Here is a 26,780-nt window from a genome sequence, read left to right as displayed (position 1 = left end):
GATTTAACAAGCTCATATCGTTACCAGGAGGGAACAAGCCATCATGAACTCAAGGGAATGGACAGGCATCATATTGGCAGGAGGTTTATCCAGCCGCATGGGGACCAACAAGGCCATGCTGGAACTAAACGGTTCTGCTGTACTGCAACATGTCACAAAGGCCTTGAGACCCGCAGTATCGCGTATCATCGTGGCTGCCGGACCCCATGTGACAACCTACAGTGCAATGGACTACGACTGCGTTCAGGATCACTATCCGGGGAAGGGGCCACTCGCCGGTCTTCACGCGGCGCTGGAAGCTTCCGATACAGACTGGAATCTGGTATGCGCTTGCGACATGCCGCTCCTGCAAACGTCTTTTTTCGATGGAATAAAAAAGCTGGTCGAATCGCATAACTCATATTCTGCTATCGTTCCACGCGTGGATGGGCATGTCCACCCTCTTGCAGGGGCCTACCACAAGCGAGTGCTCCCTGATCTGGAGCAGCGTCTGAACCAGGATCATCTTCGAGTCATGCGATGGCTTGAAGAGATCGGTTGCCGCTATGTGGAAGTGGAAGAGCTTGAGAGCGCAGGTGTCCATCAAGTAGCGATGCAAATGAGTAATATGAACACGCCGGAAGAGTATGAGCGTATACGCAATCAAGATTCCGGACTTGCTTCAGATCTATAGGATACAGGATCACCTGATTCATCTGCATGATGGTTGCGGTATTGCAGCGGGCTTTGGCCTGTCCAACGTTTGAATTGTCTGCTGAAATGGGACAGATGGGTGTAGCCGAGCTTCCACGCAATTTCCCCGAGCGACAGCTCAGGCTGTTCGATCAGTACCTTGGCCTCCTGCAATTTCAAGCTGGACAGGTAAGCCCTGGGTGATCGCCCGTACACCTTGCGAAAGACCTGTAGACCATATCCCGGGCTGATGCCAAACGAGGATATAATCTGCTCTACTTTGACCGTGGATACACTGCTTTCCTTGGTTCGAAGCTGGGCATGGAATGCCTGCTTGATTGCCTCCGCTATAGCTCCCGCATAATGCATGGCTGTTGGAGCTGGTGCATGTGAAGCAGCAACGGAAGTTGTGGATTCCGGTTCATTGTCAGCGGCCTGGGACAACAGGGCGAACAGTTCAAACATGCGTGCCTGCATGATCATTTTGTCCGTGGATGTGTAGGCTTCGGATACATTAATCATGCTCATCCAACTCTCCAGCACAACGCGCATCTTCCGATTAACGGCCGTACCTGCTGCGTAGATTTGGCTATGCTGTGACATTAGCTTCAGGGTAAAGACCGGATCATCCACATTAAAGTGAGCGCTAAAATAAGTCATGCCTTCCGTCGATACACATTGATTCGTATGTTTGAACCCGGGAGGAATGAGAAGAATGGAACCTTCCTCCACGGTATAGGTATAACCGTGAATCACACTCTCCTGAGTACCTTGGATGATCAACATAATCTCAAAACCCGGATGTGATTCCTCCGGCATCGCCCATCCATGGGGTACTTGTTGGCTGTGCGCACCATAGAATTTGATGTTGGAGTCGATAATAGGCAGCCAGTGGGCTAGCGTATGGTGAGGCATTTCTCGGAGCTGTGATCGGATATCCATAATATTCACCTCGGAAAAGGGTAAAAACAACTCGCCTTATACAATCGGCACCCTTAGTATACTTCATTATAATCAGTTTAACGCCAGCATGGATAATCCATGGAACATATCAGCGTTTGAAGAGGTTACTGAACAATCCAAGTTCTTCAACCGATAATAATGTAAACGCTACCATTCCAACTTGGAATATGTCAACTCTTGCACACGTCAAGATCATTATATTTTCCACTTAAAAAGGAGATTAAATCATGGACAAATTATTATATGGTGTGGCCTACTATGATGAATATATGCCTTACGAAAGATTGGACAAAGACATTCAGATGATGAAGGATGCCGGGATCAACGTAGTCCGCATTGCAGAATCAACCTGGAGTACTCATGAACCGCAGAATGGCGTATTTGACTTCTCTTCGGTAGACCGTGTGCTGGACGCCATGCATGAAGCGGGGATTCAGGTCATCGTAGGAACACCAACGTATGCTGTTCCAACGTGGATGGTCAAGGAACATCCAGACGTGCTGGCTACTACCTCACAGGGACCTGGTAAATATGGTGCAAGACAGATCATGGATATTACACATCCAACCTATCTATTCTATGCCGAGCGGATCATCCGCAAGCTGATATCAAGGGTAAGCACACATCCAGCGGTCATCGGTTATCAGACGGATAACGAGACGAAACATTACAATACGGCCGGAGATAATGTACAATTGCAATTCGTCAAATATATGCGGAACAAGTTCAGCTCTCTGGATGAGCTTAACAAGGAATTTGGCCTCGATTACTGGAGTAATCGGATCAATAGCTGGGAAGACTTCCCGTCTGTTGTAGGAACGATTAACGGTAGTCTGGGTGCTGAGTTTGCCAAGTTCCAGCGGCAGCTGGTAACCAACTTTTTGGCTTGGCAAGTGGGGATCGTGAATGAATACAAACAGGAAGGACAGTTTGTTACCCAGAACTTTGATTTCGATTGGCGTGGATATTCCTACGGCATTCAAGGGGATGTGGATCATTTTGCCGCATCGAAACCTTTTGACATCACCAGTGTGGATATCTACCATCCTTCCCAGGATGATCTGACAGGCATTGAGATTTCATTCGGCGGGGATGTGGCTCGTTCCACCAAACAATCCAATTATCTGGTACTGGAGACCGAAGCGCAGGCATTCTGGCATTGGGTTCCCTATCCGGGACAACTTCGGTTGCAGGCATTCAGTCATCTGGCATCCGGAGCGAACATGGTCGCCTACTGGCACTGGCATTCGTTGCATAATTCGTTTGAGACGTATTGGAAAGGATTGCTCAGTCATGACTTTGAACCGAATCCGGTGTACAACGAAGCGAAGACCATTGGCAGGGATTTTGCCCGTCTGAGTCCAAAGCTCGTTAATCTGAAGAAAAAAAATCGGGTGGCTGTGCTGTTCAGCAATGAGGCCCTGACATCAATCAAGTGGTTTGGTTTTAACTTCACCAGTGACAAGAATTATAATGATGTGGTTCGCTGGATGTACGATGAATTATATAAAATGAATATTGGCTGTGACCTGATCGACCCGTCTGTTGAGAATTATGCGGCGTATGACGTGCTCGTTGTACCTGCTCTGTATGCTGCATCGGATGCGTTGCTGGAAAAATTGAATCAATTCGTACAGGATGGCGGACATATCGTCTACTCGTTCAAGAGCGGCTTTGCAAATGAGCATATCAAGGTACGCTCTAGCCGCCAGCCTGGCCTAATCAGTGAGGCATGCGGAATCAGCTATAACCTTTTTGTAGAGCCAAAACATGTTTCGCTGCGGGATGATCCATTTGGGGTTGGTGAAGAGCAGAATCAGATCCACACCTGGATGGAATTAATTACACCGACAACGGCTGAAGTACTTGCTTGGTATGATCATCCACATTGGGGTGAATATGCGGCAATTACCCAGAATGCCTATGGAAAAGGCAAAGCAACCTATGTCGGCTGTTACACCAGTTCTGCGGTGATCCGTAAGGTACTGGAACGTGTCATGAAGGAAGCGGGTGTATGGGGAGCTGAGCAGGAACTGGCTTTTCCAATCATTGTGAAGACAGGTGTGAACGATCAGGGAAATACGATTCGCTACTATTTCAATTATGCGGATGAGGCGACATCCTTCGTGAATGCCTATGGGGAAGGGACCGAACTTCTGGAAGGAATTCCGATTGCTGCGGGAGAGAAGATCGGACTGGAACCATGGGGCGTACGGATTATCGAACAATAATAGGAAATAATAAATATAGGTATATAAGATGAATTTAACATGTACACGTTAACGGAGAGGGCAGAAATAACCTGAGGAAGCGGAGCGTTCGCCTTTATCACCGGATTTTCCCCTTAGAAAGGGAATCAAAAAAATCCGGTGATAACAGCGATCAGAGGGTTGTTCTGACCGCGTAGTGATCTCGTGTAACCATTCATTCTAGTGTATAACGTGATATTTTAACATATCAAAATGAATATCAAGACCAAAGCGCCCTCGGCTTCCATGCTGGGGCGTTTGTCTATTTTAGCTCAGGAGTGGATGCGCTGTGTTTACTGAATGTTATCGGAAGCTGACAGATCCTTTCAAACGCAGCATTCGTAATAAATTGATTCTTACCATGACGCTGCTGGCTGTTCTACCCGTCATTGCCATGACCGCTATGGCAGCTGAGAATACCCGCTCTTCCATGGAAGAGGAGATTATGGAGACCAACCGTGCCAATATGAACTGGGCCTCCATCTATCTGGGCGAACAGTTCGCTCGCATGAACAATATTATCTATTCGATTCAGATCAGTGACGAATTGCATCAGTATCTGGCGTTGAATCAGGAAGCGCCAGCAGCCAGCCGATTTGACGAACAGAAGGCCATGTTCAATATGCTGAACAGTGTATATTATTCCGCTGGCAATTATGTGTTTGGCGTTGAACTGTATCTGAAGGAACTGGACACCTTGTTCACCTTCAACTCCATGGATTCTCGCATCAAAACGGTATCGGAAATCCCAGAAGGGTATCATGAGCTTTTTGCACAACATAAAGATTTTACAATTATCAATGATCCGGACGATCCGCAAAAGTTTCACATGACTCGCAGCATGAATCGCTTCGAGGATCAGGCACAGATCGGCGCCATCAGTCTGGAGGTCAAGTGGGCTGAGTTCAATCAGACCCTTGAGCTGCTGGATAGCAGGGGGGATTATGCAGTATACATCGCCGACAGTGCGGGCAACCCGGTCTATCAGCCGAATCAAAACATCCAGCCGTCCGCTGAAGCATTGGAACAATTGGCAGGCGCCAAAGAAAGTTCCGGTTTCATCCGTACAGCCAAGGAATACGTATTCTATCATTCCATCGACCCGTCAGGACTGCGTGTGATCAAGATTGTACCTGCCCATGTGATTAACGAGAGTGCCTTGGAAACGATGAAATACGGACTGGTTGTAGGTGGCCTGGCAACCGTCATTTCTGTGGGAATAGCTGCGCTCGTGGCCTGGCGTACATCGAAGCCCATTGTCAGACTGGCCAATTCCATGAAGGGTATTCAGTTGATTAAGGACAGAGAAGTGGTACGAAGCGGCCGGGTGGATGAAATTGGTCTGTTGGAGAAAAATCTGCATGGCATGTCAAGCCGTATACGGGAACACATTCGGGACAACTACCTGATGAATCTGGAGAAGCAGACGGCGGAGCTCAAAGCTCTGCAATCCCAGATCCATCCGCATTTCCTGCAAAATACGTTGCAGATGATTGGCGGCATGGTCTACTCGCAAAAACCGGCAGACAGTTATAAAGTCATTCGAGCCTTGAGCGAGATGTTTCGTTATATTGTGAGAGCGCCGGATGGACTTGTCCCTTTACAGTCTGAACTCGATCAGTTGGAACATTATATGCTCATTCAGAAGCAGCGTTTTGGGGGCAAGCTTGAATATACACTGGAGATTACCGGAGAACTTCGGGCGTGTTATATTCCCAAGTTGTCTTTGCAACCCATTGTGGAGAATGCATTTTTGCATGGTCTGGAGAAGAAACCGGGGGAGTGGAAGCTGGGCATTGAGGTCGTCTGTGAACCTAAAGAGGTAACGATTCGAATTCGTGATAACGGTGTGGGTATGGATGCTGAGAAACTAGCGGAGATGCAGTCCAGGCTGGAGCGACTTACCTGGGAGGCTGATCGGGTATGGAGTTCAGGGACGAGTATTGGACTGGTTAATGCAGCCTCACGAATGGTAATGCATTTTGGACCTGAATACGGGATGAGCATGGAAAGTGAATACGGACAGGGGACGAGTGTTACAGTACGAATTCCCTGCAATACAGGAGGCGAAGCCTTGTGAACAAGGAACTGTACAGAGTACTGCTGGTGGATGATGAACCGTGGAACCGGGATATTTTGCGCAACCTGGGGAATTGGAGTGAACTCGGAATGACGGTTGCAGGTGAAGCAGAGGATGGTGAGCAGGCCATACAACTGGTCAAGCAGCATCAGCCTCACATTATCATTACGGACATGCGCATGCCCGGCACAGACGGTGTGGAGCTGCTACAGACGCTGAGCGGACAGTACCCACAGATCAAGGTGATCGTGGTGAGCGGATATGATGACTTCAATTATGCCAAACATGCGATCCGCCATCGGGCTGCGGATTATCTGCTCAAACCGGTGAATCCGGATGAACTGAATGGTGTACTAGCCAAATGTGCCAAAGAATTGGAAAAGGTTCAATCTGCGCCGGAATCATGGGAAGCGTATCCGCCTTCCTTTGCTGGTGATTTTTCTTTGTTTCAACAGCAGGCTCGTTTGCGGTTTAATGACCTGAACATTCAAAGTCTGCGGGAATGGTTCCAGCAACTGCAGCAGAAGCTGGAACGCAGCGAGATTAACAGACCCCGGCAGCTTGGACGAGTGGCCTATGAACTACAGGCTTTGCTGGATGAACTCTGTGTCTCCAATGGATTGTACGAGCGGGGCGAAGCAACGGTGTTACCCCCTTCAACAGCGCTGGCTTCCATAGAATCCACAATTGCCTGGATATCCGCCCCATATTACCAGGCTCTCGAGCAACTCATTGCGCAGCGCAAATTCAAGAACAAGCTGAACCTGGAGGAAGTGAAGCAATACATGGAGCAGCACTGTATGGAGATGATTACGCTGGAGCAGCTCGCCCAGATCTTTTTTGTCAGCAAGGAATATCTCAGCAAGGTATTCAAGAAAGAGTATGAGGTGAATGTGACCGATTATGTCGTCCAGTTACGCATGACACGAGCGAAGGAATGGGTGATGGATGATCAGATTCCGTTCAAACATATTGCCGAGATGGCGGGGTATGAGGATGTGTCCTACTTCTATCGGGTATTCAAGAAACATTTCGGAGTTTCACCGGGGGAGATGCGCAAGGGACTATCGCGTATGCCAGGCAATTCAAGCAGTGGCACGCAATGAGCCGTTCAAGAAAGCCCTTTGGGCTGGATTAAGGTTTAAAATAATCCAATACACAAGTCTAATTTTGTCCAATGAAGCGCTTTCATTTTCTGATATATAATGAGCCTATGAAAGACAAACCAGTCACACACCGGGAGGTCATAAGAGATGAAAGTATGGAAAAGCGTAGCAAGTGCGGTACTGGTCAGTGTTCTGCTCGCAGGTTGCGGTTCCAATGCAGGAACGGACAATGGGCAGGAAGAATCGGCATCAGGCAGCACGGTGTCCCTCAAAGTATTCGTTGCACAACCTCGGCTGAAAGAACACTACGATAAATATATAGAACAGTTCAAAGCCAAGGAGAAAGCAGAGAAAAACATTGAGGTGAACGTGCAACTGGAGATGCCGCCAGCAGACAATGCACCTCAGATTCTGAAGACACGTCTCGCCTCCAATGATGCACCGGATGTGTTCGCCCTGCATGCAGTCAATGAGATTCCACCGTTCAGCAAAGCTGGTTATCTGGAAGATCTGTCGGATCAACCTTTTGTCGATAAATTACTGGATTCGGTGAAACCTTCCGTAACCAATGCGGAGGGCAAAGTCGTAGCTGTTCCATTGGAAACGTTATCATGGGGCTATCTGTACAACAAGGATATCTTCGAAGAGCAAGGGCTGGAAGTACCAACAACGTTAACAGAAATGAAGGCGGTCGTGGAGAAACTGAAAGCAGCCAACATCACACCGTTTGAACTGTCCTACAAAGAATCCTGGATTCCGCAATTATTCCTGCCGCTCACTGTGGGGGCTTTAACACAGTCGGAGCACAAAGACTTCATCGACAAGATGAATCAGGATCAAGGCTCCTTCTCGGATATGAAAGCGTTGTTCGATGTCTTCGATCTGGTCAATGCGAATGGTACAGAGAAAGCGCTGGAAGTCGGCGGAGATGATGGTTCAGCAGCCTTCGCTTCAGGAAGCGCAGCGATGTGGATTCAGGGACCATGGTTTGCCGAGACGATTCTGAAATCCAACCCGGACCTGAACTTTGGTGTGGCACCGATGCCGATCAATGATAACCCGGATGATACTAAAATCAATCTGAGTACGTCCACTTCACTGGCAGTATCGTCATCCAGCAAGAATAAAGAAGTGGCACTCGATTTCGTGAACTACATTCTCGATGACAAGGATTCAAGTGCCTTCTATGAAGCACTCAAATTCAATCCGGTTGCCAAGATCCATGACTTCAAGAGCTTCCCATGGGTAGACGATGCACTGAAATATGTGAACGAAGGCAAAGCCTATCAGGACCCTTCTATCCCTCAAGCAGTTAAAGATGAATCAGGCAAAGCGTTACAAGGCTACTACTCCGGGCAATTAAATCAACAGCAGGTTATCGATGCGCTCGACAAAGCGTGGAAATCCTACAACAAAGTCAACAAGTAAGGAGCTGCGAGGCCCAAGCAGATGAAACGGCTGGCAGAACGTTCTTCGTTCCCCCGTTTACAATCGATTATCCGCTTCGAGTGAAAAGGGGGAGAACCTATGGCTACGAATGTGTTCAAGAAGTATCTGTCATTGCTTGCGTTCACTGCGCCTGCCTTTGTCATCTATGCGATTTTCCTGCTGTACCCTACGTTTAGTGGCATGTTCTATAGTCTGACGGATTGGAACGGACTTAATCGGGATTACAGCTTTATCGGTCTGGGCAACTTCGTGGAATTGTTCAAAGAAGATCCGGACTTTCTGAACTCCCTGTGGTTCACGATGAAATATGTAATATTTATGCTCATTCTGCAAAATGGAATTGCCTTGCTGCTCGCCGTGTTGATCGAATCACGGACGCGCAGCAAAGGGCTATTCCGGACCTTGTTCTTCATGCCTAACATGATCAGTACAATCATTAGTGCCTTCATGTGGACATTCATCTTCTCTCAGGTGCTGCCACAGCTCGCACAGAAACTGGCCATTTCATTCTTGGACCAGCAATGGCTGGGAGATCCGAAGTTTTCATTTTACTCCATTCTGATCGTATCGCTCTGGAACGGTGTGGGGTATATGATGATCATCTATCTGGCCGCTCTCCAAGGTGTGCCAAAAAGTCTCAAGGAAGCGGCTGTCATTGATGGCGCCAACGCGTTCCAAGTGCTGCGCAATGTGGTGCTGCCAATGATTACTCATGCTGTGACCATCTGTTTCTTCCTGACGCTGAATGGAGCATTTAAAGTGTTTGAAGTGGTGTATGGACTGACTGGTGGTGGACCGGGCCGTGCTACACAGGTTATCACGATGAATATCTATGAAGAAGCGTTCTCCAATAACTTCAGGTACGGCTATGCGAGTGCCAAATCGGTTGTGCTGTTCATCATCGTTCTCATCTTCACACTCATCCAGATCACCGTCATGAAGAAGAAAGAGGTGGAAGCATGAGGATGCAACGACTGAACAGTTATCTGATCCGCCTGCTGCTGATCTTGGGATCTCTTGTGGCCATGCTGCCGATCTACATGGCGGTAGTGAACTCTTTTAAAACACAAGGAGAGATGTTCCAATCCTTTATCGCACTGCCGACCACGCTGCACTGGGAGAATTATTCGGACGCATTTAACAAAATCAATCTGTTGGGTAGTTCGATGAACTCGGCGATTGTATCCTTTCTAGGGATTGGTGGTATCGTCTTCTGTGCCTCATTGGCTGGATACAAGCTGTCACGTACCTCTGGTCGACTGAGCAATCTGATCTTCTTCCTGTTTGTGGCATCCATGCTAGTGCCGTTCCATTCGATCATGATTCCGCTGACACGGGTAGCCAAAGGCATGGGTGTACAGGGAAGCACGTACGGATTGGCCTTAATCTATATCGGGCTTGGTGTGAACATGGCCATCTTCCTCTATCACGGGTTTGTCAAGTCCATTCCGCGTGAATTGGAGGAATCGGCTCAGATTGATGGATGTAACGAGTTCCAGACGTTCTTCCAGATTATCTTCCCGCTCTTGCTTCCAATCACAGTCACCATCGCGATTCTGGACTTCCTGTGGATCTGGAATGACTTCTTGTTGCCACTGCTCATGTTGACTGATGTGAATCGGTATACGCTGATTCTGTCCACGAACATGTTGTTTGGTGAATATAACAAGGAATGGCCTTTGATTCTGTCATCCTTGGTTCTGACTGCGATCCCGGTTATCCTGATCTATGCGTTCTTCCAGAAGTTCATTATGGAGGGGATTGCAGAGGGTGCTGTAAAAGGATAGCGAATAGCAGGATGAAACGATGAAATCCCAGAGCGCTATTGGTATCGACCCGCTTTTGGTATTCGTCCAAATGTACAAAACTAACGCAAAAAGCCTTGATCTAAAGGACTCGGTCCTTTCAGGTCAAGGCTGTTTTTTGGTTGTGAAATCTGGAACCCACATTCGAATTCAGGAACCAGAATCCATGAGCCTGTGTACAGCTTCTGCAAGGCATTGTAGTCCACGCTCCATCTCCTCAGAAGAAGCATAGGCGTAAGACAGCCGAATGTGACTCGCATCCAGCCGGTCATATAGGTAGCCCGGGTGGATAAGCACATCCTGCTCCAGACAGGTATGGAACAATTGGCGGATAGAGAGAGGGGACACAGTGAATTGCAGCCAGATATAAAAGCCGCCAGCAGGTATTTTCCATTCCGCAATTCCATGAAAGTGACGTTGCAACAGATCCAGCATGAAGTCTCTGCGTCTGCGTAACTCAGGGCGAAGGCGTTCCATATGTTCTGCATGATGTCCTTCTGCGAACCACAAGGCAGCGGCTTCTTGCGCGAGTGAGCTGGTACCATAATCGGTCTGCATCTTGATGTCTGCGAGCCGGCGTATGACCGGCTCTGGCCCTACCAGCCATCCGAGGCGTAAGCCGGGACTGACTGCCTTCGACAAGGTTCCCATATGCAGCACCCGTCCTTCCTGGTCACGTGCCTTCAGTGATGGCGGAGGTGGGTTGTCCAGCCACAGATCACTGTAGGCCGCATCCTCCAGAATGGAGATGCCTAGCGTTCGAGCGGTGGCCATCAGTTTATCCCGGCGGGGATCACTCATCACAGAGCCCGTGGGATTGTGAAAGCTCGTAATAGTATAGAGAAGCGAGATGTGGTCTTGAGCTTTGACATGCTGTGAGGCATCTTCCAGGCGTGCAATGTGCAGTCCTTCATCGTCCATCGGGATTCCGCTCATTTTCAACCCTGCCGATTGAAAGGCGTGAATCGAATACAGGTACGATGGTTTTTCCAATAGAACTGCTGATCCGCGAGGGAGCAGTCCGACCGATATTAAGTTCAATGCCTGAAGAGACCCGGATACGATCAGTATGGAATCTGGAGAGGCTTGAATGCCAGCTGTCTGCAAATGGACGGATAAAGCCTCACGAAGCTCCAGACTTCCCTGAGGTTCCAGGTAGTTCAGTGTACGAGAACGTTGGGACAGGTCATACAGGATGTCGTTAAAAGCATCCTGAGGCATCAGCTCCGGGGCAAGCTCCCCTGTACCAAGACGTATGATGCCAAGCCGAAATTCAGCCTGATTAATCTGTTGGATCTCAGGCAGGTTGGGATAATACCAACCCTCCTCAATGGCTTCATTCCAGTTGGGCATCGCTCCGTGAGCCATGCCATGCCAACCGGAGCCAGAAATATAAGTTCCCCCGCCATGTCTGCCTTCAATCAGACCCGCGGCGGCCAGATTATCAAGGGCAGTGACCAATGTACTGCGGTTTACCCCCATGGACTCAGCCCATATTCGCTGTGAGGGGAGACGGTATCCTGCGGACCATTCACCTGTTGTGATTTTCTGGCGGATATAGGCTTCAATCTGGCGATATAAGGGCAAGTCGAGAGAAGGATTTGGCTTCCATCCCATGTTTAGTCGAGAATCAGAACGTTCCATGACAGGCAGAATCACCTCTGTTTGTCTTTTTAACCAACACTATAACATTTGGTTGGGTCTGATGCCATCCAAGTGGTTGGTTACGTCAGCCATTATCTGCCCTACCATGGAATACAGAGATAAGGGGGAAGAACGATGGAGGTTGTTATTCACGCAGTGATTCTGGCGTTTGGGCTGATTTTGCCACTGGGTGTGCAGAATGTATTTATTTTTAATCAGGGCATGAGCCAGAGGCGTTATATACATGCGCTGCCTGCTGTAATAACCGCAGGGGTCAGTGATACGTTGTTGATCGGGGCAGCCGTTGGAGGGGTGTCGCTTATTTTGCTGCAATGGCCGATGCTGGCGAATGTGTTGTATGCCGCAGGAAGTTTGTTTTTGCTGTATATGGCATGGAGTATCTGGAGGTCGTCCGAATCTGTGCAAGGTTCGCAGACGGTAATGTCAGCGGGACGACAGATTGCGTTCGCTACATCCGTATCTCTACTCAATCCCCATGCGCTACTGGATACGGTTGCCGTGATTGGCACCAGTTCACTTCAGTATGTGGGCGTGGAGCGTATGTATTTTGCCCTGACAGCCGCAGTTGTATCTTGGATATGGTTTCTGGGACTTGCAGGTGCGGGTAGGGTGATTGGGAGAACGGATCGAACTGGACGCATCAGTCTGGTGTTTAATCGATTGTCCGCTGTGGTCATGGTCGGGCTGGCCGTTATGATGCTGTGGAAACTCATCTATGCATAGAAGGACGTGATGTGGCTTATTTTGTTTGGAATTAGAAAACTCCCCGTGACGTTAATCACATGGGGAGTTTTATGTAGGTGCTGAATTTGGTTATCAATAGATGCCTGCTGACCTGGTTATTGATATGAAACATGTAGTGCTTGATAACGCTTCGGTGTTGCGTCTTTTATATATGGTTAATCATTTAAGTAAGGGTCATCGTTTCGAATTTATTCTGCCTTCAGCAGCATGGATTCAATAAACACTTTCAGGTCACGGCTTACACTATTCAACTGATCAATGACCTCGCTGAACTCGGTTACCATCACAGCCTGTTGGTTGCTAGACTGTGAGATGGAAGTGATCTCCTGCTCCATCTGCTGGATGGAATGCTGCACATCCTTCAAGGAACGTTCGATATTTACCGTGGCTTCTTTGGTACCTGTAGAAAGTTTGCGCACTTCAGATGCAACGACGCTGAATCCGGCACCGGCTTCGCCTGCTCGGGCTGCTTCGATAGCCGCGTTCAGACCGAGTAGATTGGTCTGTTCTGAGATTTCACGGATGAATGCGGCGACTTTGTTAACCTCGCCTGAGTTCTGCACTGCCATACGCGTATTGTCCAAAATCTGTGTAGATGAGGCTGTCAATTGTTCGGATTGAGCGGCTACCGTCTGTACCATATCCGTCAATCTGCCGCTGATCCCACCGATTAATTCAGTGAAATACTCCAGTTTCTCCTCATTCTGAAGAGAGAAACCAATGGCAAGTGTGCCCACAATATTTCCTTGCTCATCCCGAAGTGGGGTGGCCGCCGAATTGATTGATGTGCCATAGAATTTTGCATCAATTCGGTTTGCTGAAGTCTCTCCGTGTATAAGTGCCCGGCGGAGTGTAGGGTCATCGAGGGAAACGGGATCTCCGGCCTTGATCCCCAGATCGAGCTCGTTGCTGGGAACATAATACCAGAATTTCTCCGTATCGGTTACTGCAATCATGATATCGTGTTCTTTGAGCATAATTTTAAAATACGGACTCGCTGCAACGAGTGCTTCAACAATGTTCAATAAGGTTCAGCTCCTATAGTGTATGTGTGCATATCATCTAGATGTATTGTATATACATCGTCAGAATTAGCGGAATCTTGAAGACCCAACAAGGGCAATAACATATATTAATTAAAATTTTAATAAATGAAACAGGAGATTGGATTATTTTCAGAAATTTATGAAAACATGACAAAAAAGCAGGCGAGAACAATCAAGTTCTCGTCTGCTTTATTATCCGCCAATCTGGGACATGCGTCGTACAGTCGGCGTATGAGATTGCATTTTTTGCTCCAAAGCCAGAGCCATTTCATGATTCTTCGGTTTCGTACCCAGCGCTTTGAGGAAGAGTGCCGCCATGGCATCCGGATCATCCACGAAACGGCGAACATTATACTCATCCGACCAGTACAGACAGGCTTTGATATGTCCGTCAGCGGTCAACCGAAGTCGGTTGCAATTATCACAGAAGTGATCGCTCACGGGATGAATCAATCCGAATGTGCCTTCGGAGCCCACAATTTTCATATTGCGTGATGGGCCATTGCCCGCAGGGCCTGTTGTATTTTCTACCGTCCAGCCTGCTTCAGCGCATACATCTGTCACGGCTTCCAGCGGCAAATAAGATTTGCGCCATGAATCCGAAGCGTGTCCAATCGGCATATATTCAATAAAACGCACATGAAGAGGTTGATCCATCGTCATTGCAATGAAATCCTTGATCTCATCATCGTTGATACCCTTCATTAGCACGACATTTAGCTTAATCGGAGCAAGGCCAGCGGCTGTTGCAGCTTCAATGCCTTTCAGTACCTTGTTCACATCCCCGCCCCGGGTAATCATGGAGAAACGATCAGCGCGTAGGGAATCCAGACTGATGTTAATCCGGTTCAATCCAGCGTCCTTCAATGCTTGAGCTTGCTTATCCAGTAGGAGAGCGTTGGTCGTCAGTGCAATATCGTCAATACCGTCAATCGCTGAGATCATGCCGACGAGCTTATGCAGATCCTTGCGCACCAGCGGTTCGCCCCCGGTGAGCCGAACTTTACGCATGCCCATCGGAGCGAGCACCTTCAGTACCTGTGCGATCTCTTCGTAGCTCATAATCTCATCATGTGGAGCAAACTCCATGCCCTCTGCGGGCATGCAATACACACAGCGTAAATTACAGCGGTCCGTAACAGAAATACGGATGTAGTCATGTATTCGGCCAAATGAATCCTGAAGCAATTCCATGCAGACCACCCTTTCATCGGTTCAGATTGGAAATCTTCTATTATAAATGATACGACAATTTCAAAAGGAACAGTTGCATCAAATTTTAGCTATTTCTCCAATCCGCGTCAACGATAACGTCAGATGACAGCATTTTTGGCGGGGTGGTTCAGGTGGAATTGTCCCACGAGTTGTTGCAGAAAGACTGTAATGGCTTCCACATTATGCGAAGAATGCTGAACCTGTAACATATCACGAATCAGCTCCATCATCTCGGCTTCTACCTCAGCGGAAGTCGCCCGATTTTGATGGCTGATTGCAGCGATATTTTCCATCAGCATGACCACTTGATCTACGACTTGTGTGCGCTCAGGTTCTTCAGCGGTAGCATTTTTCAGAAGTTGCGAAGCGGCCTGAACCAGTGTCGTTCCTTCAGCAAGTACCTGATCACCCTCTGTGATTAATTGGGACGCAGCTCCTGCTGCTGTTGAGATTCGGTCCAGAATCTGATGAATATTTTCAGTAGAAGAACGGGATAAATCAGCCAGCTTACGAATTTCCCCTGCCACGACCGAGAAGCCCTGGCCATGTTCGCCCACGCGTGCAGCTTCAATGGTAGCATTCAGAGCCAGCAGATTGGTCTGAGCTGAAATTTCGTCAATGACAGCCAGTGCGCGGTAAATCTCTTTCATCGTATCCATAAAGGACAGGATGGTACGATTGGTATCGGATACCGCTCCCGAGATTTGGGTCATTTTATCGCCGATTCGTTCCACTTCCTGCTGGGCCACGCCGATCTGTTCGGTTGCAGAAGTCTCCAGTTGTTGCAGCGTTATGCGCATGTGATCGGCAGCAATTCTGGCCTGATCCAGATCTTCCAGTTGGGTGCGAATGGCCTGAATCATCGAACCAAGCTTGTGGTTCACACGCTCAGTCGTGCCCTGGGTTGTCTCTGTTGAAGTTCGCATCTGAACCTGGTTGTCCATAACGTCTACGGTGGCAAGTTGTACCTTCAGCATAATGCCCTCCAGAGAGTCAATCATGTTGTTGATCCATTTCGCCAGTTCACCCGATTCGTCTTGGGCAAAAGAAGACGTGTCCAGGCGCTGGGTCAGATCCCCCCTGCCTTCCGCATTAATTCGAATAAAACGGCTGATGCGCCGCAAGTCTTCATGAACCCGCCGAAATTGGCTACGATGCAGCTGCAATGCAGTGAAGAATCCGAATAACACGTTAAATGCTGCTATTGCTGCAGCGCTCCATCCACTTCCGGTGAAGGCATAGACAAGGGCAGTTCCTGCAACGCCTGACAAAAGCGTGAAGAGACTATGCTGCTTGAACTGGCGCCAGCCGATATTTCGTATCCGATACACTTCCTCTAAATCCCCTTCACACATCATGCCCCAGCGATCAGGACAGTGTGGCAGCTGGAAGGTGATGCCTTTGCCGATTACAGAAATATGTCGGTAATCCGAGTAGCCGGGAAAGGCTACGAACAGATTGGAACCATTCTGAATGGTGTTTGCTACTCCGGGGTGCAGTTCTCCGGTCGATGGATCGGTGAACATCAGTTCCAGCTCGGTATGCTCTTTAACGGAAACGATGCCCCATTCGGTGGTGACGCCATCTTTGAGGTTTTCCCCATGCGTAAAGGTACGGTCTTCGAAGCGGCTTCGGGATAAGGCAGTGCCGGGTTGCAGATGAGGCCGTAATATCGACTCGGCCATAAAGAGGTAATTGTCACCGGAATCAGGATAGATATGACCGGACTCTCGTTGAATCAGGTCACCCAGTACATCCCCGGGGACACGGCTGCATAACGAACCGACATAGCGACCTTCCTGCAGAATTGGGGAGATAAACAGCAAGGTGACATCATCGTGAAAAGCGGACGAGCGTGGACCAATATCCAGCGTCAGGGGATCAGAGTAAGGACCAAACAAGCATTTTTTTTCCTGCTGACCTGCTCTGGAGTACTTCAATCCTGGTCCTATTAAAGCTTCGTGATCCTCATAGATCTGTCCAATATGTTTCTTATATGTAGAGAATACCACCTGATTCTGTTCGTTCAGCATGAATAGCTCCGTACTATCAACAGCTCGAATATAACTGGCTTGAAACCATGCATCTAGTTTGCTTCCTTGCGGTGTACCTTGTAATACATCCTGTAATTGAAGCGACTGTATCTGTTGAAGCAAACGGTCCAGGTGGTTCCACTGTTCATCTGCCCAGTCCATCATAATCTGCCGTCTCGTTTCGGCAATTCCCTCAAAAATCTGTTCCACATCTTCCTTCATATGTGCGTTCAACCGATACGATCGCCACAGCGGCAATCCTTTTCTCCATCCCAGCCAATCAAACATCATGACCACCCCGATTTCTGGATTTGAAAGCTTCGTTCTACTGATCTTTGGATAGACCTACATATGTGGTTTTCAAAGTGATATATGACAAAGGAAGCCAGCCTGCGTGGTGATTGATCCGGAATAGTGATACCGCCTTCATCATTCAGGAGCCGTGACACGTGGAGGTGCAGCCCTTGTACGTCTATTCAATCTTTATACAAGAAAATGGACAAGAATACGAGGGCATATGTCATATTTTCCGAATATTTATTCAATAAATACAAATGATCGTGCGTTTGTTGTTAAGTGAAATGTATGTTAGCTAAATACGAGGAAAACTCACATGGATATATCTGAGAATACATCTCATTTTACATTGTGTAACATGAACAGGCCCATACTCAAAACACACTGTATAATGTAATCCCCGCCCAAAGCGATATAGTATTATCTAACAAGCAAACCTGTTACGTTCGTGTATATAAACCTCCCATTCAGCCTTGTGTGCCATGAAAATAACTTCCACAAAGGAGAATGCCCATGTCCTCCGCACCCTCAGCTACAGTCCCTGGAGCCTGCCATATTGATGTAGATCATGTGTCCGTTGTCTTTGGCACAGGTACACAACAAGTCACTGCTTTGTCGGATGTTACATTCCAGATCGAGTCCAATGAGTTTGTCTCTCTGCTGGGCCCTTCCGGCTGTGGCAAGTCGACCTTGCTCCGGTTAGTGGGTGATCTGCTTCAGCCCACCTCAGGCACCGTTCGCATTGCCGGTCAGGAGCCTGAGCGGGCTCGACTACAGCGACAGTTCGGTATTGTCTTCCAGACACCCGCCTTGTTCGATTGGCGCACCGTTCGTCACAATGTGGAATTGCCCTTGGAACTGCTGGGTACCCGCCGGAAGGAGTGCCGCCGCATTAGCAGTGAACTGCTTGAAATGGTAGGACTAACCCGCTTCGCCGACCATTATCCGTGGCAGCTCAGTGGAGGCATGCAGCAACGTGTATCCATTGCACGTGCCCTTGCGCTTGATCCGCCACTGCTGCTCATGGATGAACCCTTCTCCGCATTGGACGAATTCACCAAAGAAAAGCTTCAATTGGAGCTGCTTGAGATCAAGCGCTCAACAGGCAAGACCTTCCTCTTTGTCACACACAGCATCCCTGAAGCCGTATTTCTGTCCGACCGAATCATTGTACTCTCTGCACATCCAGGGCAAGTGCATTCCATTCATTCTGTTAATCTGTCCTCTGAACGCCATAGCGAACTGAGAGAAACGGATGCTTTCTACCACATGATCACAACCATTCGCAATTGCTTCTACGAGGAGCGTGATGAATCTCATGTCCCTGCGGTTCTTTAAACCGGGATATCGATCCTGGGTCGTCATCTGGATTATGGCCGTATTGGTGCTGTGGGAGGGAATCGCCTGGATGCTCCAACTATTCCTGTCACCCCAGCAGGCGGCGTCTCGCCTTCCTTATCTGCATGATGTGCTTGCAGCCTTGTTTCGTTACTCGGGTACGCTGGCAGAGCAGGGGGCGGTCACGTTTGGCAATGCGGCCATTGGTTTTGCAGGGGGAACGCTGCTGGGCCTGGGTCTGGCTCTGCTCATGAGCGGAGCTGTATGGCTGGAGCGCACGTTATCGCCATATATAGTCTCCTCACAGATGGTTCCGGTTATTGGTCTCGCACCAATTGTGTACGGCATCATTCACAACGCGGAATGGGCCCGAATGGTTATGGCGGCGTACGTAACTTTCTTCCCGATCATCATCCATACGTTGAAAGGATTAAAAAGTGCAGCGCCAGAGCATCTGGAACTGATGCGTTCCTGTGGAGCTTCATTGACTGCACGATATATCAAATGTCTGTTGCCCTCAGCACTGCCGGGATTATTTTCAGGTATGAAAATAGCTGCTCCGCTGGCGGTGACCTCCTCTATCGTTGTGGAATTGATGGGTGCCCCTGACGGACTCGGTGTCCTGATGGTTAGTTCGTTATATTACGGCCATGCCCAAGTGGGCATGTTCTGGGCAACCATCATGCTTAGCATTGGCATTGGCCTGATCTCGTATCTGGTCATCAGTCTGGCCGAACGTTGGCTAACCCCCTGGCAGCCTGAATTCAGGGCCAAAGGGGGCGATGCCACATGAGTGAAGGTAGGGTAATGCAGCGGAAACGTGATGAAGGTGTGGCAATTGCTGCTGTAACGGGAACTGCTACGCCCCTCCCTGGTTCACAGATGACATCTGCTCCCGGATCGGAAATCCATGGACAACCGGGACAAGCCGAAAAGGAAAGATTGGGCACCGGCGTTCGCAGGCGATCGATTGCACTGAGCATGCTTCCTTGGGGTGCGGGTGTATTGTTTCTCTCCCTCTGGCAGCTCAGGTTGTTTCATTGGATATTCTCGCTGGAAAGTTACCAATTGCCTGTGCCTTCCGCGATTGCGGCATCGATACAGGAAAATGCCAATATGCTCTTTCGATATGCGATGTACAGTGGAACCGAAATGCTGGGGGGATTCCTGCTCGGTTCCCTGTTGGGCGCTCTGGCGGCAGCGGGTGCATCGTTCTTTCCCACAAGTGGCAGGGCGGCGGTTACGGTTCTGTCGGCACTGAACGCTGTTCCGATCGTGGCTCTTGCCCCGATTATGAACAATTGGTTCGGTGACGGGATCTGGTCGCGTATTGCAGTCATCACCGTCATTACGATGGCGGCTATGGCGGTCAGCTTGTTTAAGGGGCTGACCTCCATTCAGCCGCAGTACAGTGATCTGCTGAGTGGCCTCGCCGCAAGCAGGATGCAGTTTTTTTGGAAGCTGAGACTGCCTCATGCTATACCTTCCCTCTTTGCAGGTCTGAAGATCAACATGTCGACCAGTATTATCGGGGCCATTGTGGGTGAGTTTTTCATCGCCTCCCAGGGGCTGGGGTACTTACTCTCCGATCAGATTCGATTGGCGAACATGCCCTTGGCCTGGTCCTGCATTGTCATCGCCGCCGCGCTCGGTATTGTGTTGTATGAAGCGGTTGTCCTGGCAGAAAAGCGACTCATTCCGTGGAATCGTGCACGCACAGATCACTAACGTACATCAGGGTATCAACCATAGATCGTAATACGTGATTGAGGTTGTTCAATAAGTCCACGGTACTGAAAACCAGACTTTTTTGAACACGGACTGATGATTGATAAATCGTATATAAACAGGGGGTTGTTCTGTCCATGTACAAAACGTTGAAGCCGGGTTTGCTGGTATTGGTCCTGTTGGTTGTTACGATGCTGAGTGCATGTTCTACGAAGTCCGAGCCGGCCGCTGAACCTGTTGCTGCAAGTTCAGGAGGGGCGGGCGAAGCAGATCAACCCTTAACCAAAGTGAAAATTCAACTGAAATGGGTGCCTCAGGCGCAATTTGCCGGGATCTATGCAGCGAAGGAAAAAGGTTTTTTTGCAGATGAAGGCATTGATGCCGAGATTATTCCGGGTGGCCCGGATATCGTGATTGAGCAGCAGGTGGTCAATGGCGCCGCCGATGTAGGGATCACCGGAGTGGACAGTCTGCTGGTCAGCCGGGATAACGGTCTACCACTCGTCTCACTCGCCCAGATCTCACAGAAGAGCAGTTATCGCTTGATCGCCAAGAAGTCGCTAGGTATTACCGATCCCGCTCAGATGAAAGGCAAGAAGGTTAGTACGTGGTTCGGCAGTCAGCAGTTTCAAGTGCTCGCGTTCATGGAGAAGAACGGCTTGGATCCGAAGAAAGATATTGAACTGGTGAAGCAAGGGTTCACGATGGATCAGTTTTTTAATGACCAGGTAGATGTGGCGACAGCAACGATCTATAACGAATACCACGTGGTGTTGGAAAGTGGAACAAAAGAATCCGATCTGGATGTGTTCAACATTGAAGATGCCGGTGTTGGCATGCTGGAGGATACGCTGATTGCCAAGAAAGATTGGGTAGACAGCAATCGTGAGCTTGCGGTCAAAGTGACCCGTGCCATTCTGAAGGGCTGGAATTACGCCATCGACAATCAGAATGAGACAGTGGATATCGTGATGAGTAATGTGACGGAGGGCAGCACCACTCGTGAGCATCAGGTCACGATGCTGGAAGAGATTGCAAAGCTGATTCGCCCGGAAGGATTTACGGAGCAGCAAGTCGGCAGTTTTGTAGATGAATCATTTACCCGAACTGCGGATATTGCGCTGAAATATGGCCTGATTAAAAAAGCCGCCAACCTGGATGAAGCACTGGAGAAAAGCATCTATGAAGAAGCGGTGAAATAAACGTGTGGAGGAGGATGACGAATGAGTTCTGTGGATCAGCAGCCTCAGCCGCTTGGCGGTACGAAGGAAGAATGGCTGGAGAAAGATCGCAAATACGTATGGCATCACATCTCGCCTCATAACGATCATCCGATGATTGCAGTAAGCGGGGAGGGCAGCTGGATTACCGATCAGGATGGTACACGTTATCTGGATGCAATGTCTGGACTGTGGTGTGTGAATGTGGGGCATGGCCGTGAGGAAATTGCGAAAAGTGCCTACGAACAGATGAAAGCACTCGCTTATGTACCGATGACGCAGAGTCACGAACCGGCAATTTTGCTGGCGGAGAAGTTGAATGACTGGTTGGAGGGAGAGTATCGAATCTTTTTCTCCAACTCGGGTTCAGATGCGAATGAGGTGGCTTTCAAAATAGCCCGTCAGTATCACCATCAGAATGGTGAGCCTACTCGGCACAAATTCATCTCCCGTCACCGTGCCTATCACGGTAACTCCATGGGGGCACTGGGCGCCACCGGGCAAGCCGCCCGCAAGATCAAATATGAACCGCTCGGCGTAGGTTTCTCTCATGTTCCACCACCGTATTGTTACCGCTGCCCGTTTGGGCGAAACAAGGATGGATGCGGACTCGAGTGTGCAACCATCTATGAAGAGGTGATTCGTTGGGAAGGTCCTGAGACGGTTGCCGCAGTGATTATGGAGCCGGTGATCACTGGGGGTGGCATGATTGTCCCTCCGCCGGATTATATGCGCACCGTGCAAGAGATCTGTCAGCGCTATGGCGTGCTACTCATTGTCGATGAGGTCATCTGTGGTTTTGGCCGCTCGGGGCAGAAGTTTGGTCATCAGAACTATGGTATTCAGCCAGATATGGTGACGATGGCAAAAGGCATGACCAGTGCCTATTCACCGCTATCCGCAACGGCGGTGCGAGCCGATCTGTATGACACGTTCCGGCAACCCGGAACAGATGCGCATTTTCGTCATGTGAATACATTTGGTGGGAATCCGGTGTCCTGTCGGGTAGCGCTGGCGAATCTGGAAATTCTGGAACGAGAGAATCTGGTCAGCCGGGCGGAGGAACTGGGATACCTGCTTCGTGAGAAGCTGGAACCATTGCTGGAGCTGTCCATTGTGGGGGATATCCGTTCATTCGGATTCGCCTGTGGGGTGGAATTGATTGAAGCAGACGGGTCTCCTGCGGAAGCGGATAAAGTAATGAAGGTGCTCGCCAGTTGTAAGCGTGATGGCATTCTGATCGGCAAGAACGGAGATACCGTGCCAGGGTTTGCGAATATTTTGACGATCTCCCCGCCGTTTGTCACCACGGAGGAAGAACTGGATCTGATCGCTGGAAGTTTGTTCGTTGCGTTGCGAAGTCTGGATGCGAGTTAGTAACTGGATATGGATGAGAACACACATGTACGACAAGTACGACAGAAGTGTTGGCAAGCAAAATTAAGCAAAATAAAGTGTTTCAACACATGATGTGATAACAATGCACAAGGAGGTGAGGGACGATGCAGACCACAACAGGCAAACTCATCAATCAGCTTCGGTTGAATGAGCGAATTGAGCAGTTATCACAGATTGGGCGAATCGCAGAGACGGGCGTCTGTCGACTTGCCCTGACCCCAGAAGATATGGACGGAATCATACAGGTTCGCCTGTGGATGGAAAAGGCCGGTCTGACGACGCGACTTGACCCTTTCGGCAATCTGATTGGTCGTCTGGAAGGTGCGGATCAGGCGCTGCCGATCCTCATGATTGGTTCCCATATCGACTCTCAGCCTTACGGCGGTCGATATGATGGAGCGATTGGTGTGCTCGGTGCACTCGAAGCCGTGCAATGCCTGATCGAAAATGGCATTCAGCCCCGTATGCCGATTGAGGTGATTGCCTTTTGCGATGAAGAAGGTTCCCGTTTTAACAAAGGCCTGTTCGGCTCGCGTGGTATAACCGGTCAGTTGGAAGAAGGCGAACTGGAGCGGCAGGATAAAAACGGTGTGACTCGCCGGGAGGCGCTGGAAGCCTTCGGCTGTTCTCCTTCGGATTTTGAAGAAGCGATCTATCCGCCAGATTCCATAGGCAGTTATCTGGAGCTGCACATTGAGCAGGGGCCAGTGCTGGAATCGCTGAATGCTCCGATAGGTCTGGTGACGGGCATTTCGGGCCCGCTGTGGCTTACGGTTACGATGAAAGGTATGGCGGGTCATGCCGGCTCTGTTCCGATGGGCATGCGGCATGATGCTCTGGCAGGCAGCGCCAGAGTTATTTCCGCTTTTGACGATATGGTGAGAGAAGACCCGGAAGCTCCAACGGTAGGTACGGTAGGAAGTCTGAGAGTGTTTCCGGATTCGCGTAATATCATCCCCGAGGAAGTCAGCTTCACGGTTGATTTACGAGACATGGAGATGGAACGCAGGAACCGGCTGGAAGCCCGATTGATGAACATTTTGGATGAAGTGAGTTCCCGATATGGTCTAACGTATTCGCTGACCGAGGATACGAACAGTGAGCCTAGGTATTGTGCAGAGTCAATCCAATCGGTGATTCGTTCATCTGCGGCAGAGGTCGGGGTTACTTTGCCAGAACTGATGAGTGGTCCGTTCCATGATGCGTTGGCCCTTTCACGTGTGTGTGATTATGGCATGATCTTTGTCCGTAGCAAGGACGGCATCAGTCATCATCCCAGCGAATATTCCTCTCCGGAGGATATTGGACTCGGCACGGAAGTGCTGTATCGAACCATTCGAAGGATGTGCGGTGGAGTGAACCAACCAACCATTTTACCTGAGGAGGCGTTGTGACGATATGGGAAAAATCAGCATCGGATTAATCCAGGCATCACATGAGATTGAAGGTTCGGCTCCCGTTGAAGTTCACAAAGAGGCTGCGGTTCAGAAGCACATCACGTTGGTCCGTGAAGCGGCTGCAAGAGGGGCCAAGATCATTGGATTGCAGGAAGTATTTTATGGGCCGTACTTTTGTACAGAGCAGAATCCCAAATGGTATGCATCCGCTGAACCCGTGCCGGAAGGACCTACGACCAAGCTGTTTCAGGAGCTGGCGAAGGAGCTTGCGGTGGTGATTATTCTGCCGGTGTACGAGGTGGAGGGCATTGCTTCGTATTACAATACGGCAGCCGTTATTGATGCAGATGGTACGTATCTGGGCAAATACCGCAAACATCATATCCCGCATGTGGAAGCAGGTGAGGGTACGAATGGGTTCTGGGAAAAGTATTATTTCAAACCAGGCAACCTCGGGTATCCGGTATTTGATACAGCTTACGCCAGAGTTGGTGTGTACATCTGTTATGACCGTCATTTTCCGGAAGGGGCACGATTGCTCGGGCTGGCAGGGGCGGAGATTGTGTTTAACCCGTCGGCTACGGTTGCAGGCACATCGGAATATCTGTGGAAACTGGAACAACCCGCTCACGCAGTAGCTAATGGTTATTATGTGGCAGCCATCAACCGGGTCGGCGTGGAAGCTCCGTGGAATATGGGTGAATTTTATGGGCAGTCGTACTTGGTCGATCCACGAGGCAGAATGGTTGCCATCGGCAGCAGGGATCAGGATGAGGTCGTCATTGGCGAGATGGATACGGAGATGATTCGTGAGGTACGTAATGTATGGCAGTTCTACCGTGATCGCAGGCCGGAAACGTACGAACATCTGGTTAGCCTGTAGGAAGCGGCAACAAGCGATCGGTAAGTGATTCTGTCAGCGGGGTTGAACGTATAATGCACGCAAGTTTGTTCGAGTTTGAGATAGCGTAGATCATTCTCCAGGAGGTGCATGACATTGATGAACAGCTCAGGAACAACGTTATCCGATTATGGGTGGGAGAGTCATTTTGCCGAGATGAAACCCGCCATGACAGGTAAGGAAGCGATGGAGGAATCGAACCGCTGTCTGTACTGTTACGATGCACCTTGTATCAAGGCTTGTCCAACCGACATTAATATCCCGTCTTTTATTAGCAAAATATCAACAGGGCACCTGAAAGGATCGGCCCGCACCATCATGGATGCGAATCCGGTTGGAGCCAGTTGCGCACGTGTCTGTCCCACAGAGGAACTGTGTGAAGGCGCATGTGTGCTAAATGAATCGTCGAAGCCGATTCGCATTGGTGATTTGCAGCGTTACGCCACCGACTGGGCGCGGGCGAAGAATGAGCCGTTATTCCAGGCGGCACCTGCCAATGGGAGAACCGTCGCTGTTGTGGGAGCGGGGCCAGCTGGACTGTCGGCGGCACGTGAACTGGGGCGCGCAGGGTATGAGGTGACGATCTATGAAGCCAAACCCAAAGGCGGTGGGCTAAACACGTACGGCATCGTATCCTTCCGTCTGCCCGAATCGGTTGCGTTATGGGAAGTGGAGCAGGTGGAAGCGCTGGGTGTGCAGATCCGTTACGGGGTGCGCATTGGTGTAGATATTCCTGCTACGCAGTTGCTGGAGCAGCATGAAGCGGTCATTCTGGCTTGCGGCATGGGATCGGTGCCCATGCTGGGCATTGAAGGAGAGACACTGGAAGGTGTCTATGATGCGATTGAACTGGTGGAGTCTACGAAGCAGGGTGTTCCGCCGGCACTGAATGGTCTGAAGGTCGCCGTGATTGGCGCGGGCAATACGGCGGTAGATGCAGCGACCTGTTCGGTGCGTCTGGGTGCCGAGCGGGTGCAGATGTTATATCGGCGCGGGGAAAGCCAGATGACGGCGTATGCGTTTGAATATACGTTTGCCAAGCAGGAAGGTGTGGAGTTCCGCTGGTTTACGATGCCGCAGCGTATTATTGGAGACGAGAACGGTCGGGTTCAGGCTGTAGAATGTGTGAAAATGGAACTGATTACTCCGCCTGGAGGTGGGCGTGCATTGCCTGTGCCTGTGGAGGGATCGGAGTTCATGATTGAATGTGATACGGTCATTCGGGCGATTGGACAGCATCGTTTATTACCATTAATCGAAGCGTTTGGACTGCGTCATCACTGGGGCGTTGTCGAGATTGAGCCGCACACGTACCGTACCTCGCATCCTCAGATCTATGCGGCAGGAGATGTTATTTTTGGTCAGGGCCAGGGTGAGGCGATGGTTGTCTCGGCTGCCCAGCAGGGTAAGTTGGCCGCCGCCGCAGTCATGAAGGCATTGCCTGGGCAGGTGGAAGAGACGGCGTAAGTGGTGC

The 26,780-nt window shown here is 49.7% G+C and carries 21 protein-coding genes; 16 read left to right on the top strand and 5 right to left on the bottom strand.

Going from position 1 to position 26,780, the window contains the following annotated elements; genetic code table 11:
- Nucleotides 1–43: 43 nt before the first annotated feature.
- Nucleotides 44–673, top strand: coding sequence for a molybdenum cofactor guanylyltransferase (locus tag MKZ12_RS27450; protein ID WP_339257731.1), 630 nt, complete (start codon nt 44–46; stop codon nt 671–673).
- Here the strand turns inward: MKZ12_RS27450 and MKZ12_RS27445 are convergent.
- Nucleotides 643–1,614, bottom strand: coding sequence for an AraC family transcriptional regulator (locus tag MKZ12_RS27445; RefSeq protein WP_339257730.1), 972 nt, complete (start codon nt 1,612–1,614; stop codon nt 643–645). The genes MKZ12_RS27450 and MKZ12_RS27445 overlap by 31 nt on opposite strands.
- 248 nt (nt 1,615–1,862) lie before the next feature.
- On the opposite strand from MKZ12_RS27445, the gene MKZ12_RS27440 reads away from it, so the two are divergent.
- The 6 genes from MKZ12_RS27440 to MKZ12_RS27415 all read left to right on the top strand — a co-directional run bounded on the left by MKZ12_RS27440 (nt 1,863) and on the right by MKZ12_RS27415 (nt 10,306).
- A complete protein-coding gene (locus MKZ12_RS27440) occupies nt 1,863–3,866 on the top strand; it encodes a beta-galactosidase (RefSeq protein ID WP_339257729.1) in 2,004 nt (667 codons plus the stop codon).
- A 307-nt stretch (nt 3,867–4,173) separates the two neighbouring features.
- Complete coding sequence (locus MKZ12_RS27435; RefSeq protein ID WP_339238289.1) at nt 4,174–5,964, top strand: sensor histidine kinase; 1,791 nt, start codon at nt 4,174–4,176, stop codon at nt 5,962–5,964.
- Nucleotides 5,961–7,070, top strand: a complete 1,110-nt coding sequence (locus MKZ12_RS27430) for a response regulator (RefSeq protein ID WP_339257728.1) — start codon at nt 5,961–5,963, stop codon at nt 7,068–7,070. The genes MKZ12_RS27435 and MKZ12_RS27430 overlap by 4 nt, the downstream gene beginning before the upstream one ends.
- Nucleotides 7,071–7,217: 147 nt before the next feature.
- A complete protein-coding gene (locus MKZ12_RS27425; RefSeq protein WP_339238285.1) occupies nt 7,218–8,498 on the top strand; it encodes an extracellular solute-binding protein in 1,281 nt (426 codons plus the stop codon).
- 99 nt (nt 8,499–8,597) lie between these two features.
- The gene (locus tag MKZ12_RS27420; RefSeq protein WP_124116573.1) at nt 8,598–9,482 is read left to right on the top strand and encodes a sugar ABC transporter permease; all 885 of its coding nucleotides are present in this window, start codon (nt 8,598–8,600) and stop codon (nt 9,480–9,482) included.
- A complete protein-coding gene (locus MKZ12_RS27415) occupies nt 9,479–10,306 on the top strand; it encodes a carbohydrate ABC transporter permease (RefSeq protein ID WP_062836914.1) in 828 nt (275 codons plus the stop codon). Before MKZ12_RS27420 ends, MKZ12_RS27415 begins: the two co-directional genes overlap by 4 nt.
- 168 nt (nt 10,307–10,474) lie before the next feature.
- Here MKZ12_RS27415 and MKZ12_RS27410 read toward each other — a convergent pair whose 3' ends face one another.
- Nucleotides 10,475–11,968 carry a PLP-dependent aminotransferase family protein gene (locus MKZ12_RS27410; protein WP_339257727.1) on the bottom strand — a complete coding sequence of 498 codons (1,494 nt, stop codon included), beginning with the start codon at nt 11,966–11,968 and terminating at the stop codon, nt 10,475–10,477.
- A gap of 135 nt (nt 11,969–12,103) precedes the next feature.
- On the opposite strand from MKZ12_RS27410, the gene MKZ12_RS27405 reads away from it, so the two are divergent.
- Nucleotides 12,104–12,712, top strand: coding sequence for a LysE/ArgO family amino acid transporter (locus tag MKZ12_RS27405; protein ID WP_339257726.1), 609 nt, complete (start codon nt 12,104–12,106; stop codon nt 12,710–12,712).
- A 209-nt stretch (nt 12,713–12,921) separates the two neighbouring features.
- Here MKZ12_RS27405 and MKZ12_RS27400 read toward each other — a convergent pair whose 3' ends face one another.
- The 3 genes from MKZ12_RS27400 to MKZ12_RS27390 all read right to left on the bottom strand — a co-directional run bounded on the left by MKZ12_RS27400 (nt 12,922) and on the right by MKZ12_RS27390 (nt 17,318).
- The gene (locus tag MKZ12_RS27400) at nt 12,922–13,758 is read right to left on the bottom strand and encodes a methyl-accepting chemotaxis protein (RefSeq protein WP_301290204.1); all 837 of its coding nucleotides are present in this window, start codon (nt 13,756–13,758) and stop codon (nt 12,922–12,924) included.
- A gap of 213 nt (nt 13,759–13,971) precedes the next feature.
- Nucleotides 13,972–14,973 carry a GTP 3',8-cyclase MoaA gene (gene moaA / locus MKZ12_RS27395; RefSeq protein ID WP_192134940.1) on the bottom strand — a complete coding sequence of 334 codons (1,002 nt, stop codon included), beginning with the start codon at nt 14,971–14,973 and terminating at the stop codon, nt 13,972–13,974.
- 119 nt (nt 14,974–15,092) lie between these two features.
- Complete coding sequence (locus MKZ12_RS27390; protein ID WP_339257725.1) at nt 15,093–17,318, bottom strand: methyl-accepting chemotaxis protein; 2,226 nt, start codon at nt 17,316–17,318, stop codon at nt 15,093–15,095.
- A 519-nt stretch (nt 17,319–17,837) separates the two neighbouring features.
- On the opposite strand from MKZ12_RS27390, the gene MKZ12_RS27385 reads away from it, so the two are divergent.
- The 8 genes from MKZ12_RS27385 to MKZ12_RS27350 all read left to right on the top strand — a co-directional run bounded on the left by MKZ12_RS27385 (nt 17,838) and on the right by MKZ12_RS27350 (nt 26,773).
- Entirely contained in the window at nt 17,838–18,662 is an 825-nt protein-coding gene (locus MKZ12_RS27385) for an ABC transporter ATP-binding protein (protein WP_339257724.1), read from the top strand.
- Entirely contained in the window at nt 18,634–19,455 is an 822-nt protein-coding gene (locus tag MKZ12_RS27380; protein WP_339238268.1) for an ABC transporter permease subunit, read from the top strand. Before MKZ12_RS27385 ends, MKZ12_RS27380 begins: the two co-directional genes overlap by 29 nt.
- A complete protein-coding gene (locus MKZ12_RS27375; RefSeq protein ID WP_339257723.1) occupies nt 19,452–20,390 on the top strand; it encodes an ABC transporter permease in 939 nt (312 codons plus the stop codon). Before MKZ12_RS27380 ends, MKZ12_RS27375 begins: the two co-directional genes overlap by 4 nt.
- A 137-nt stretch (nt 20,391–20,527) precedes the next feature.
- Entirely contained in the window at nt 20,528–21,592 is a 1,065-nt protein-coding gene (locus MKZ12_RS27370) for an ABC transporter substrate-binding protein (protein ID WP_339257722.1), read from the top strand.
- Nucleotides 21,593–21,613: 21 nt separating this feature from the next.
- The gene (locus tag MKZ12_RS27365) at nt 21,614–22,987 is read left to right on the top strand and encodes an aspartate aminotransferase family protein (RefSeq protein WP_339257721.1); all 1,374 of its coding nucleotides are present in this window, start codon (nt 21,614–21,616) and stop codon (nt 22,985–22,987) included.
- Nucleotides 22,988–23,112: 125 nt separating this feature from the next.
- Complete coding sequence (locus tag MKZ12_RS27360; RefSeq protein WP_339257720.1) at nt 23,113–24,402, top strand: M20 family metallo-hydrolase; 1,290 nt, start codon at nt 23,113–23,115, stop codon at nt 24,400–24,402.
- Nucleotides 24,403–24,406: 4 nt separating this feature from the next.
- Nucleotides 24,407–25,288 (top strand): nitrilase-related carbon-nitrogen hydrolase, encoded by an 882-nt coding sequence (locus MKZ12_RS27355; RefSeq protein ID WP_339257719.1) that lies wholly within the window; start codon nt 24,407–24,409, stop codon nt 25,286–25,288.
- A 117-nt stretch (nt 25,289–25,405) separates the two neighbouring features.
- Nucleotides 25,406–26,773, top strand: a complete 1,368-nt coding sequence (locus MKZ12_RS27350; protein ID WP_339261531.1) for an NAD(P)-dependent oxidoreductase — start codon at nt 25,406–25,408, stop codon at nt 26,771–26,773.
- The last annotated feature ends 7 nt before the right edge of the window (nt 26,774–26,780 follow it).

The sequence above is a fragment of the Paenibacillus sp. FSL R5-0713 genome, from assembly GCF_037973325.1.
Lineage (GTDB): Bacteria > Bacillota > Bacilli > Paenibacillales > Paenibacillaceae > Paenibacillus.
Note: the sequence above shows the minus strand (reverse complement) of the source record. Positions and strands in the feature narration are given on the sequence as shown.

What these genes read in the sequence shown, in the direction of transcription:
- MKZ12_RS27450 (WP_339257731.1), top strand. Translation starts at nt 44, where the DNA reads ATGAACTCAAGGGAATGGACAGGCATCATATTGGCAGGAGGTTTATCC.
- MKZ12_RS27445 (WP_339257730.1), bottom strand. Translation starts at nt 1,614, where the DNA reads ATGGATATCCGATCACAGCTCCGAGAAATGCCTCACCATACGCTAGCC.
- MKZ12_RS27440 (WP_339257729.1), top strand. Translation starts at nt 1,863, where the DNA reads ATGGACAAATTATTATATGGTGTGGCCTACTATGATGAATATATGCCT.
- MKZ12_RS27425 (WP_339238285.1), top strand. Translation starts at nt 7,218, where the DNA reads ATGAAAGTATGGAAAAGCGTAGCAAGTGCGGTACTGGTCAGTGTTCTG.
- MKZ12_RS27420 (WP_124116573.1), top strand. Translation starts at nt 8,598, where the DNA reads ATGGCTACGAATGTGTTCAAGAAGTATCTGTCATTGCTTGCGTTCACT.
- MKZ12_RS27415 (WP_062836914.1), top strand. Translation starts at nt 9,479, where the DNA reads ATGAGGATGCAACGACTGAACAGTTATCTGATCCGCCTGCTGCTGATC.
- MKZ12_RS27410 (WP_339257727.1), bottom strand. Translation starts at nt 11,968, where the DNA reads ATGGAACGTTCTGATTCTCGACTAAACATGGGATGGAAGCCAAATCCT.
- MKZ12_RS27405 (WP_339257726.1), top strand. Translation starts at nt 12,104, where the DNA reads ATGGAGGTTGTTATTCACGCAGTGATTCTGGCGTTTGGGCTGATTTTG.
- moaA (WP_192134940.1), bottom strand. Translation starts at nt 14,973, where the DNA reads ATGGAATTGCTTCAGGATTCATTTGGCCGAATACATGACTACATCCGT.
- MKZ12_RS27390 (WP_339257725.1), bottom strand. Translation starts at nt 17,318, where the DNA reads ATGATGTTTGATTGGCTGGGATGGAGAAAAGGATTGCCGCTGTGGCGA.
- MKZ12_RS27385 (WP_339257724.1), top strand. Translation starts at nt 17,838, where the DNA reads ATGTCCTCCGCACCCTCAGCTACAGTCCCTGGAGCCTGCCATATTGAT.
- MKZ12_RS27380 (WP_339238268.1), top strand. Translation starts at nt 18,634, where the DNA reads ATGAATCTCATGTCCCTGCGGTTCTTTAAACCGGGATATCGATCCTGG.
- MKZ12_RS27375 (WP_339257723.1), top strand. Translation starts at nt 19,452, where the DNA reads ATGAGTGAAGGTAGGGTAATGCAGCGGAAACGTGATGAAGGTGTGGCA.
- MKZ12_RS27370 (WP_339257722.1), top strand. Translation starts at nt 20,528, where the DNA reads ATGTACAAAACGTTGAAGCCGGGTTTGCTGGTATTGGTCCTGTTGGTT.
- MKZ12_RS27365 (WP_339257721.1), top strand. Translation starts at nt 21,614, where the DNA reads ATGAGTTCTGTGGATCAGCAGCCTCAGCCGCTTGGCGGTACGAAGGAA.
- MKZ12_RS27360 (WP_339257720.1), top strand. Translation starts at nt 23,113, where the DNA reads ATGCAGACCACAACAGGCAAACTCATCAATCAGCTTCGGTTGAATGAG.
- MKZ12_RS27355 (WP_339257719.1), top strand. Translation starts at nt 24,407, where the DNA reads ATGGGAAAAATCAGCATCGGATTAATCCAGGCATCACATGAGATTGAA.
- MKZ12_RS27350 (WP_339261531.1), top strand. Translation starts at nt 25,406, where the DNA reads ATGAACAGCTCAGGAACAACGTTATCCGATTATGGGTGGGAGAGTCAT.